9 protein-coding genes and 1 tRNA gene are annotated in these 11097 nt (G+C 37.7%); 5 read left to right on the top strand and 5 right to left on the bottom strand.

Annotation, left to right across the window (positions count from 1 at the left end; genetic code table 11):
- From R3333_RS08285 to R3333_RS08275, 3 genes are all read right to left on the bottom strand, one after another.
- Nucleotides 1–1486, bottom strand: a 1486-nt coding sequence (locus tag R3333_RS08285; protein ID WP_318958320.1) for an outer membrane beta-barrel protein, incomplete at its 3' end; no start/stop codon positions are given.
- A 16-nt stretch (nt 1487–1502) separates the two neighbouring features.
- Complete coding sequence (locus R3333_RS08280) at nt 1503–1889, bottom strand: OsmC family protein (protein WP_318958319.1); 387 nt, start codon at nt 1887–1889, stop codon at nt 1503–1505.
- Nucleotides 1890–1909: 20 nt separating this feature from the next.
- Entirely contained in the window at nt 1910–2362 is a 453-nt protein-coding gene (locus R3333_RS08275; protein WP_318958318.1) for a MarR family winged helix-turn-helix transcriptional regulator, read from the bottom strand.
- 158 nt (nt 2363–2520) lie between these two features.
- Between R3333_RS08275 and R3333_RS08270 the strand changes: the two genes are divergently transcribed.
- Together R3333_RS08270 and R3333_RS08265 are read left to right on the top strand one after the other, a co-directional pair.
- Complete coding sequence (locus R3333_RS08270) at nt 2521–3555, top strand: sensor histidine kinase (RefSeq protein WP_318958317.1); 1035 nt, start codon at nt 2521–2523, stop codon at nt 3553–3555.
- A gap of 1 nt (nt 3556) precedes the next feature.
- Nucleotides 3557–4288 (top strand): LytR/AlgR family response regulator transcription factor, encoded by a 732-nt coding sequence (locus R3333_RS08265; RefSeq protein WP_318958316.1) that lies wholly within the window; start codon nt 3557–3559, stop codon nt 4286–4288.
- 20 nt (nt 4289–4308) lie between these two features.
- On the opposite strand, the gene R3333_RS08260 is transcribed toward R3333_RS08265, so the two are convergent.
- Nucleotides 4309–4770 (bottom strand): nuclear transport factor 2 family protein, encoded by a 462-nt coding sequence (locus R3333_RS08260; protein ID WP_318958315.1) that lies wholly within the window; start codon nt 4768–4770, stop codon nt 4309–4311.
- Nucleotides 4771–4898: 128 nt separating this feature from the next.
- On the opposite strand from R3333_RS08260, the gene R3333_RS08255 reads away from it, so the two are divergent.
- The 3 genes from R3333_RS08255 to R3333_RS08245 all read left to right on the top strand — a co-directional run bounded on the left by R3333_RS08255 (nt 4899) and on the right by R3333_RS08245 (nt 8747).
- Nucleotides 4899–6362, top strand: a complete 1464-nt coding sequence (locus tag R3333_RS08255; RefSeq protein ID WP_318958314.1) for a pitrilysin family protein — start codon at nt 4899–4901, stop codon at nt 6360–6362.
- Between the two features lie 23 nt (nt 6363–6385).
- Entirely contained in the window at nt 6386–8500 is a 2115-nt protein-coding gene (locus R3333_RS08250) for a pitrilysin family protein (RefSeq protein WP_318958313.1), read from the top strand.
- 159 nt (nt 8501–8659) lie between these two features.
- A tRNA-Ser gene (locus R3333_RS08245) sits at nt 8660–8747 on the top strand.
- A gap of 334 nt (nt 8748–9081) precedes the next feature.
- Here R3333_RS08245 and R3333_RS08240 read toward each other — a convergent pair.
- Nucleotides 9082–11097, bottom strand: a 2016-nt coding sequence (locus R3333_RS08240) for a gliding motility-associated C-terminal domain-containing protein (protein ID WP_318958312.1), incomplete at its 5' end; no start/stop codon positions are given.

Genomic DNA, 11097 nt, shown 5'->3' with positions numbered 1-11097 from the left:
TTAATTGCTGCCCGTATATACCGTAAGCTGAAAACACATTCTGATTCACCACAAATTGATTGTTGATATTCGTGTCTGGGGTAAATAGCATAGACACGGTATCAAAACTCTCTGAGTACGCAGTTTTATCGTTTGTATTTAAGATGAATTTACTTCCGTATTCTATTTTTCTTTTCTTCTTTAAATTTCTGGTTACATCTAACGCCAGGGTCGAAAGTGAATTCTCACTTAAATTATCAATATTCTGGTAAGTGGCCTGACCAATTGCAACATCCTCATCCGTATAATACTGTTGAATGTATTCTCCTGAGTTATCACTTTGTCCCCAAGATTGATTGGCTGCAACCTTTAAGTCACCTCCATCTTCTTTGAACTTATAACGGTAATTCATTCTCAAATCCAAGCTACTCCTATCTCTTGGATCATAAGCCTCCCTGTTCCAGTAATAATCTAAATCATCATTAAAATATTGGTAGTTAAACTGATTTCCATACCTATCTCTTACACCTGCATTACCTGTAGCAGAAAAACTAAGTGTTTGACGCTCGTTTAGGGTATAATCAACACCAAAACGCGCTGTATGATTCACATTTAAATCTGTACCTCTTCTTTCTTGTCGTAAATAAGAATTCGTATCTCCTAAATCTCTGTACCAATCACTGTAATGATTTCTGTACCCTTCATAATACCTTAATCCATAGGAAGCAAACACATTCACTTTTTCTGTCCTCGCATTAACACTAACATTTAAGTTGTATTGATTTCCTGAAGCTGCAGAAGCATTAACAGTTCCATTCATACCTCTTAATTTGTTTTTCTTCAATACAAGATTGATTATACCAGCTGTTCCATCTGGATCATATTTTGCTGAAGGGTTCGTTACAATTTCTACGCGCTCAATTGAACTCGCAGGAAGAGAAGATAAGTTATCTGCGGTTAAATTACTCGGTAATCCATCTATTAAAATGGTAACGTTTTGATTACCGCGCAAAGAAATGTTTCCATCTTGATCTACCTCTATCGAGGGAACATTGTTCAACATTTCCGAAACCGTACCTGCTTGGGTAGATAAATCTTGAGATGGGTCGTAAACCTTCTTATCAATACTCGTTTCTAAAACTTTCGTTTCGTAAATAATATCCACTCCTTCTTTTAAAATATAATCGGCCTTAACCAAAGCAAAAGGAGCTAGGTTTAAGCGTTTACTCTCTAAGTTTACAGTAAGATATTTAGCATCGTATTCAAATGCAGTAAATTGCAAGAGGTAATTCCCAGCCTTCAACCCAGTTAAAGTATAGTTTCCTGTCGCATTTGTATATGCACCTTTGACTACCGAAGAATCGGATACAGTTAGTGCTACAACTTTTACAAATTCTAATGGTTTTTGGGTAGTTGAATCGATAACACTACCATTGATTTCGTATTTGGCCTGTGATAATCCAACAAGTGTAAAGAGTAACATTACACTCGTAAAAAATAATCTCATATCGTTTTTCCTGATTTTATTGGTTTACAAAAGTAATCCCCTGTTTCATATATTGACCTACAGGACACAATTCTGCAATCTCTTTGAGTCTATCTATTTTTTCTTGATCTAAGTCAGAAATAATCTCAATGCGTTGGTACATCACATAATCTCTACCGTATTGTGGAGAAAACTCTAAATGTATTTGCACATCTTCTACTTCCCATCCTTTGCGCTGGGCATACAGCATAACGGTCATCACCTTACAACTGGCAACAGATGCCATAAACATTTCCTTTGGTGAGGCATACTTGCTACTGCCTCCATCCTTTTCTGTCGCATCAGCCAAGAGATAGTTATCTCGAGCCGTAACACGAACTACCATAGCATCCTCTCTTGAGGCATTTACTTCCATTTTGGGCATAGCAGCGGTATTAACTGTAATTACTGAACATCGCAACCTCTGAGTTTATCCAATAGAATACTCAAGGTTTCTGCTTCTTGTTGCGTTAAATTATTCTCGTGATTGATTTGTGCTAAAATGACATCTATTTCTGCCAAAACATCCAAACCCGTTGATGTAATTTGTAAGAAAACCACTCGCCTGTCGTGTTCACATCTTCTACGTGCAATAAATTCTTTCTCCACCAACTTATCAAACAAACGTGTGGTGTTTGGAGATTTTTCTATCATCCTTTCCTTCACCAACTTCACATTTATTTCTTCTCCTGCCCCTCTTAGAATACGCATCACATTAAACTGCGGTAACGACAAACCAAAATCAGACAATTTACAATTGTACTGTGCTGTTAACCAATTGGCTGTGTATTTAATATTAATTACTGCTTTGTGCGTAGAATTCTTGAATTTAGAATTCACTAACTCTTCAATTTTCATATTGCAAAAGTATAATTACCTAGGTAATATTTACAATTTGTTAAGTAAAAATTCACAGAAAGTAACCTTTACTACCAAATTTTGAAGATTTTAAAGGTCGATTGAGCCGATTATCCTTTGCCTCTATTTCTAAATCAATTAAATCTTACATTTGTTTTATGTTCAAAGCTAGTGGTCTATATTGGGTATTTCAACTTCTCGGATGGGGAGCTTTTGGTATCATATTAATGATTATCATCTACACTTCTGAAACCGATGGACTTAAGGGAGAAAACCTTTTGTTTGTAACCGCAATGGTTGTCTTATTCATTGCCTTGAGTCACTTACTGCGTAGTATTTTCATCAAATTCAATTGGTTGAACTTAAAGTTCCTTCCTTTATTGGGGAGAGTAATACCAACCTCTATTTTTATCTCCTATATCTTTCTCCTTAGTTTGAGCTCTGTAGAATACCTTATTCTTGGTCAAACAGAAGAAGCCTTTGATTTTTTAGACTTTACAATTAAAGCTGTTGTTTACTCCATCTTTTTTATGTCTTGGTCTACCTTCTATATTACCTACCATTTGGTAAATAAGTCAAGGGTGCAGGAACTGGAGAATTTGAAATTGAACGCGAGTCAGACAGAAATTGAACTCAAAAACCTAAGAGAACAACTCAATCCACATTTCTTATTCAATTCCTTAAACAGCATACGCGCCTTAATAGACCTTGAACCGGCTACAGCAAAAACCAGTGTAACCACACTTTCTAATTTACTCCGAAACTCCCTTCAAATGGGGAAGAAAAGTAACGTTAGTTTAAATGAAGAGTTAGATTTATGTAAACGCTACCTGGAACTCGAGGGAATACGCTTTGAGGAAAGACTGCGCGTGGTGTGGGATGTGAACGCCCCCATGGATATCGTTATCCCTCCTTTTATTATACAAACGCAAGTGGAAAATGCCATAAAGCACGGAATAAGTAAATCTATAGATGGCGGAGAGGTTTGTGTGGGAATTCATTTCAAGGACAACAACCTACGCATTAGGGTGGAAAACACTGGAAAAATAAGAACGAGTAGACGCGAAGGAATTGGAATAGAAAACACCAAGCGAAGACTCTTTTTACACTATAAACAAAACGCCAATTTTAGCTTAACTGAGGAGAAGGATAAAGTGTGTGCAGAGATCAATATTAACTATTCAAACACATAGTATGAAAGCAATTATAATAGATGACGAACGTTTGGCAAGAGCCGAAATGCAAAACTTACTTTCTGAATACAAAGATTTAAAAATTGTAGCGGAGGCCAAAAATGCAGAAGAAGGAATAGCGCTTATCAAAGAGCACAAACCGGATGTAATTTTCTGTGATGTTCAGATGCCGGGTATGAATGGTTTTGAAATGGTTAAAAAACTAGAAGAAATACCTAAGGTAATTTTCGTCACCGCTTTTGACGAGCACGCCATAAAAGCTTTTGAGGTGAATGCTTTGGATTATCTACTAAAACCCGTAGATCCTGAGCGTTTGAATGAAACGATGGATAAACTCTTGAAGGAAGACGATGACTATGCAAGTAGCAATAATCTAGCTTTCCGAAAAGAACGTGTTTTAAATGCCAATGACAAGGTATTCTTAAAAGATGGCGAAAAGTGTTTTTATGTAAGCTTAGCTGATATTAGATACTTTGAAAGTAAAGGAAACTATGTAAAGGTGTATTTTGGTAAACACAAGCCGATGATACTTCGCTCTCTCAACAGTTTGGAAGAACGACTCAATCCAGAGCAATTCTTTAGAGCGAATAGAAAGTTCATTGTTAACCTCAACTATATCACACACATAGAAAACTGGTTCAACGGTGGTTTACAAATCACCTTGGAAGAAGATGAGAAAATAGAAATTTCGAGACGACAAGCCATCAAGTTCAAAGATGTAATGTCACTCTAAGACTCAACTACTCAGGAGAGCTATTTAGCTTTCCTGAGTTTGATAAATTCTTTCACCTTTTCGTTCTCAATTAAAACGGTAAGGTTATAATAGCTCAGCTTCCACTCACCTTCTACCCTTTTCATAACACCGCTACCTCTACAATCTTCCATCCAGGTATCGAGTTCTTCATCGAACCAAACAACCCCCGTACTTGTATCTCCATACCACTGACGGTTGGTGGCGGTGAAATCCCATGCTTTTCCTGCATCAAAGTAAGGCTTAGAAAACTCGGCAAAAGCTGCTTTGTTCCATTTCTCACCCGGAGCTGTACCTAAAAAATAGAAGTCGTTGTGCATGGCTCCGAAATAGTCCTCAAATTTCGCATCGCTAGCCGCCTGATGCCACTCATCCATAAAAACATCCAATTGTGGTAAAGTTGGGTTTTCCTTATTCGTAAAAGCCAAAAGTGCCAATGCACCCATACAGATTAGTTTCTTCATAGCGCTTAATTTGTTAAAAACTTAAATATACAGGCGATTTATCAACAACAAGAACCTATCATCATAATTGGATTTGATTTATGCCTTTTAATTTGTTTTTTTGCCTCCTTACAAATGTAAAACTTACAATGAAAAGAATTTTAACAACATCACTTTTAGGTATGGCAACACTTTTTGCCAATGCCCAGGAAAAAAAGATTGATTTTGTGGAGTATGATTTGGCAAATGGAATGCACGTTATATTACATGAAGACAATACCACTCCTATCGTAGCTGTTTCAGTTATGTACCACGTTGGATCTAAAAACGAAAATCCAGACAGAACAGGGTTTGCTCACTTCTTTGAGCACTTGTTATTCGAAGGAACTCAAAATATTGGAAGAGGTGAGTATTCAGAAATCGTTGAAAAAAACGGTGGAACTTTGAATGCCAATACTTCTCAAGACAGAACGTATTACTACGAAATCTTACCATCTAACCAATTAGAGTTAGGATTATGGTTAGAATCTGAAAGATTATTACACGCCAAAGTTGAGAATCAAGGAATTGAAACACAACGTGAGGTAGTGAAGGAAGAAAAAAGACAAAGAGTAGATAACCAACCTTATGCTTCTTTCATTCCAGAATCTTTCAAAAGATTATTCAAAAAGCACCCATACAACTGGGTTCCTATTGGAAGCATGGAGCACTTGGACGCTGCACAAGAAGAAGATTACGTGAACTTCTACAGAACTTTCTACGTACCTTCTAACGCAGTTTTATCTATTGCTGGAGATATAGACATCAAAGAAACTAAAGCTTTGATTGAAAAATACTTCGCAACCATTCCTGCAGGAGAAGCAATTAACTTGTACAGAGATGTTGAGAACATGACCGACTCTACTTTCATGGCGAAATACGGAGTATCTAGAGCTGATTTCAACACACAAAACTTTGCTAAGCCAGCTTCTAAAGCAGCGAAGAAAGTGTACAAATCAAAGAAGAAAACAGAAGTTGTTATTCCTCGTCCAACAGCAACAGAGGCTCCTTTAACAACGAACATTATTGATACGGTTTACGATAACATTACTTTACCAGGTGTATTCTTCTCATACCACGCACCAGCGCAAAACACAGAAGATTCTTACACTTTGCAAATGGCAATGGACATCCTTTCATCAGGTGCAAGTTCTCGTTTGAACAAAGAAATCGTTGAAAAGAAAGAATTGGCAGTTCAGTCGTTCTCTTTCATCTACCCATTAGAAGATCCAGGAATGGCGGTTGTAGGAAGTATTGCTTCTAAAGATGCGTCTATCGATTCATTGAAAGCAGCTATGGATGCTGAAATCAACAGAATTTGTACTGAATTAGTTTCTGAGGAAGAATTCCAAAAAATTAAAAACCAGTACGAAAACAGTTTCTACTCTTCTAACGGAAGAATTGCTGGAATTGCTGAAAACTTAGCAAACAACTACATGTACTTTAACAATACAAATTTGATCAACAGCGAATTAGAAGCTTACGAGAAAATTACACGTGAAGACATCATGCGTGTGGCAAAGAAATACTTAGCTGCAAACGCAAGAGTAGAATTATATTACTTACCGAAATAAGAAGAGGTTAAAAAAGAGATCAAATGAAAAAAATAATATTAAGCTTAGCTGTATTAGGTAGTGTGTACGCTTTCGGTCAGTTAGACAGATCTGTACAACCTAAAGCAGGAGAAGCTCCACAAATCAATATTGCTGAACCAGCAACTTTTGAATTAAGCAACGGAATTAAAGTTATTGTTTCTGAAAATCACAGACAACCTAAAGTAGCGTTTAACTTAGTAATGGGAGGTGATCCTATTTTAGAAGGACCAAAAGCTGGGGTTTCTGATTTTGTTTCATCAATGATTATGTCTGGTACGAGCAACCGTACCAAAGACCAAATTGATTCAGAAAAAGACTTTATTGGTGCCTACTTAAGTGCATCTAGTTCTAGTGTATACCTTTCTTGTTTAACAAAGCACATGGACAAAGGTCTAGAGTTAATGTTAGACATTACAATGAACGCAAACTTCCCAGAAAGTGAGTTTGAAAGAAACAAGAAGTTATTCGAATCTGGATTGTTATCTGCTAAATCTTCTCCAGGAGAAATGGCCAACAATGCAGAGCGCAAAGCTTTATTCCCAAACAACAACCCTTACGGGGAAATCATGACTGAAGAAAGCTTGAAAAGCATCACAAGAGATGATGTATTGGCTTACTTTAACATGAGTTTTACACCACAAGACGCTTACTTAGTAATTGTTGGTGATATCACAATAGAAGAGGCTAAAACTTTGGCAGAAGCTAAGTTTGGGTCTTGGAAAGGTGAAGCTGCACACAAAGCAAACTTCAACAAAGGATACTTCCCTAAAGGAAACAGAGTAATTTTTGTTGAGAAGCCAGGTGCGGTTCAATCTGTAATTACTATCGCTCACCCAATTGAAATGATGCCAGGTAACCCTGATCAAATTAAGTTGAGTGTAATGAACAAAATCTTAGGTGGTGGAGGTTTCGGAACGCGTTTGATGCAAAACTTACGTGAAGACAAAGCCTACACTTACGGTGCTTACTCTAGCTTAGATGTGGATAGATACGGAAGCTACATTTCTGCTTCTGGTAACTTTAGAAATGACGTTACTGATTCTGCTATCGTACAATTCTTACACGAATTCACGAACATTACAGAGGGTGAAGTAACAGATGAAGAGTTAGAATTAAACAAAATGTCTATGTCTGGTAGCTTTGCACGTTCTTTAGAGTCACCGCAGACTATTGCACGTTTTGCATTGAGTACTTACAGAAACAACTTGCCTGCTGATTACTACCAAACTTACTTGAAAAACTTAATGGCTGTATCTAAAGCAGATGTTTTAGAAGTTGCTAAAAAATACATCACTCCAAACAACTTGAACATCATCGTTGTTGGTTCTCCTGATGTATTGGACAAAATCAAGAAGTTTGATGCTGATGGTAAAATTGAAATGTTCGATGCTTTTGGAAATGTTTCTAAAAAAGTAGAATACACTGCTGTTGACATGACTGCTTCAGACATTTTGAGCAATGCATTAATGGCCTTTACTTCTACTGCTTCATTAGAAGAAGCGAAAGCGAAAGTAGACGGAGTTAAAACATACGCGATGGAAGGTGAAGCTGCTATGGCAGGAGCTCCATTTGCACTTGCTGTGAAAGAATACATGATGGAAGGTAAAAAATCTTACTCTTCATTATCTGTTCCTTCTATGGGGATGGAAGTTCAAAAAGAAGTATTCAACGCAGAAAAAGGTATGACATCTGGAATGGGACAAGCTGGTCCTGTGAAAAATGAAATGACGGCGGATGAATTGGCTGAAAAGCACGCAGAGTTTAACTTGTTAGGATTAGACTACATGAACCTATTAGACGGTGAAGGAGTTAAAGTAATGGGAGCTTTGGAAGAAGAGGGTAAAAAGTACATTGTTGTACAGTACACTTCTGGAGAAAACTTAAAAACAGCTTACTTCAATGCTGAGACTTACCTTTTAGAGAAATCTGTTGTTATGGTAGAAATGCCCGACGGATCTAAAGCTGAGATGGTAAACACATTTAGCGATTACAAAGCTGTTGACGGATTTATGTTCGCAACTTCTCGTAAGCAGGTAATGGGACCACAAGCGGTAACATTCTCTAACATCGTTATTAAATTGAACGAAACATTAGACGAAGGATTATTCAAAATCTAAGTCGAAATAATAACTACGAAAAAGAGGAGCAAATTTGCTCCTCTTTTTTTTGCCCCTAACCTACTCTTTTTCAAGCTACAATTAAAAAGCTCTAAAATTTCTTCAAAAAAACTCCCAAAAATCACTTGTCAATATAAAAAAGATGAGTACTTTCGCCGCGGAGAAGTGGCAGAGCGGTTGAATGCACCGGTCTTGAAAACCGGCATACTGAGAGGTATCGGGGGTTCGAATCCCTCCTTCTCCGCCAGCAAAAACCGACTCAAACGAGTCGGTTTTTTTTGTTTATAGCTTTTTTACTGTGATAACCTTCCATCAATTTTCGATAGCCTAAAGGAATTTCAAAATTTTATTGAGAACATACAAACACCCTCTGCCAGCGATAGGAATGACAACCCACAGGGGGATGCCGTACTGAAACTTAGGCTTTGCAGGTGATAACCTGTGAAAGGCTTTAGTTGAAGGGGGCAACCACCGCGGATTATAATGGATAGCGCGCCCGGGCAGCCTAAAACTATTCGCACGAATAGCAAACTAAAAGTCAGCCCTTTTCAGGCCGACCTATATAAAAGCAATTATTAAAGTTATCGCAAGACATTGATGTGTCCCCCGTATTGGTAATAGGCATCTGTAAACAGGTCTTTTACCTCTAACCTCCAAACGTAAACACCGTCTGGAACTAAAGCCCCCTTATAGGCACCGTCCCACCCCAAAGTAATATCTTTCGACAACCAAACCAGTTCTCCCCAACGATCATAGATGCTAAGATTCCATGTAGTTGGATCTATACCATCCGCAATGATTTTCCAGGTTGCATTGTACTCGTCTCCATCTGGTGTGAAAGAATTAGGAGCGTAGATGATCACTTCAGACAAAACACTTACAACCTTGGTTATAGTATCTAGACACCCAAAGTTGGTTTCTACAATTAATTGAACAGGATAGTCTGCCACTACCCCATCCGGGAAAAGAACCGTAGGATTTTCATCGTTAGAATTAGTAGGATTACCCGAACTAAAATTCCAGTAATAAAAGCTCTCTCCTACGGAGTTATTTGTAAAGTCTATTTCTGTATTGAACATGGTGGTAGGTTGAGGTGAAAAATTGAAATTTGCCGTGGGAAGTGGATAAACGACCAAAGTATCCGCAAAATTAACATACTGCTCACATCCCAAATCTGTAATTAAATACATTTCTACATCGTACAATCCTTCGTACCATGGCCCTGTGTATATTTCTATATTATCACTTTGCACATCGCTTCCTCCTACAGTCCACTCTAGGGTATAATTGGTAGAAGTATCAGTTGCATTTACCAAGTGAAAAGTTGCGGGTTCACACAAATAATTCTCTGTAAGGGTAAACATAGGTAGAGGTGCCGGGGAAACGTTGACGGTAGTTTGCAATATTATAGGAGTTGTTTCACAAGCATCATTTATACTAATTTGGTAGGTCATAGTATCTGCTGGACTCACATATAACTCACTAGTATTGCCCTGCACCGTTGTAAAACCTGTACTCCAATTGAAAGTATAATCACCTCCCAAACCTCCGAAAACTTCGGCTTCTAGTAAGGCACTATCACCCGGACAAATATCCTGTGTAGAACTCACATTAGCCGTTAAACTGTCATAAAGTTGAATATTAATCAAAACTGTATCTGTTACACAACTGTAATTATCTTGAACAAATACACTAAACAGGGTATCGCTTACGGGGGAAACATTTTGTAAAGAATCTGTATTCTGGGTATGCGACCAATGGTATAAATAACTATCAGTACCAGCGCCAGCTGCTGAAATAGCTACGGTTGCGTTTCTACAAATGGTAGTGTCATTACTGGTTGTAACAGTTGGATTATTCTTTACTATTAAGGTCGTTGTATCTCCATCAATTTGATATGAACAACACGCAAAGATTTTTTCAATAATGACCTTATATTGCGTAGTAACTGTTGGTGAGACCATGATGGAATACCCGTCGTAAACATTCGGAACTTGATAATCATTCGTTCCATCAGAATAGGTGACATCTACAGTATCTTGACTCACAGTGAAAACCATAGCTATAGAATCTCCAACACAAATATGACTCGCAAATGGTTGTAGGCCAACTTGCGGTTTTTCAACAGCTACAGTAAAAAAACGCGTACTATCTTTGGGGAAAATAGCATTGGAAAGGTTTTTAACACTCAACACATTTCCGTTCAATTCGAAGTCAACCCCAGCACTTGCATCAAAGGCTTGGGCATTCGTAAAATCTCCATCTGTATCCACTAACAGTCGAAGGTATTTCAGCTTAGAACTATCTAAAATGGCACAATTGTCTAAGGTTAAATCTACCGAGTAATTGTCTACGAAGTTGGTATTCTGTAATCGCCACTCACGTTCCAAACGCGCAGTAATATTCACCGGTTTTTCGTTGTTAGCATTAGCATTACTGCACAAGTTCCCCAAATTAGTACCCACCAATACATAAGAAGTATCATTGTTAATATTCCCTTGATTAGCCACATTGCTAGCTGCCAAATCATTTAAATATATACGAAAGGTAGCTCCAAAATTTTGGGATTGTTTTTGAAGCAAGCCTTCTGCTGTATC

Source organism: Lishizhenia sp., from assembly GCF_033720595.1.
In the GTDB taxonomy this organism is placed as follows: domain Bacteria; phylum Bacteroidota; class Bacteroidia; order Flavobacteriales_D; family Crocinitomicaceae; genus Lishizhenia.
The sequence above is the reverse complement of the archived record's forward strand: the minus strand, read 5'-3'. Positions and strand labels throughout refer to the sequence as shown.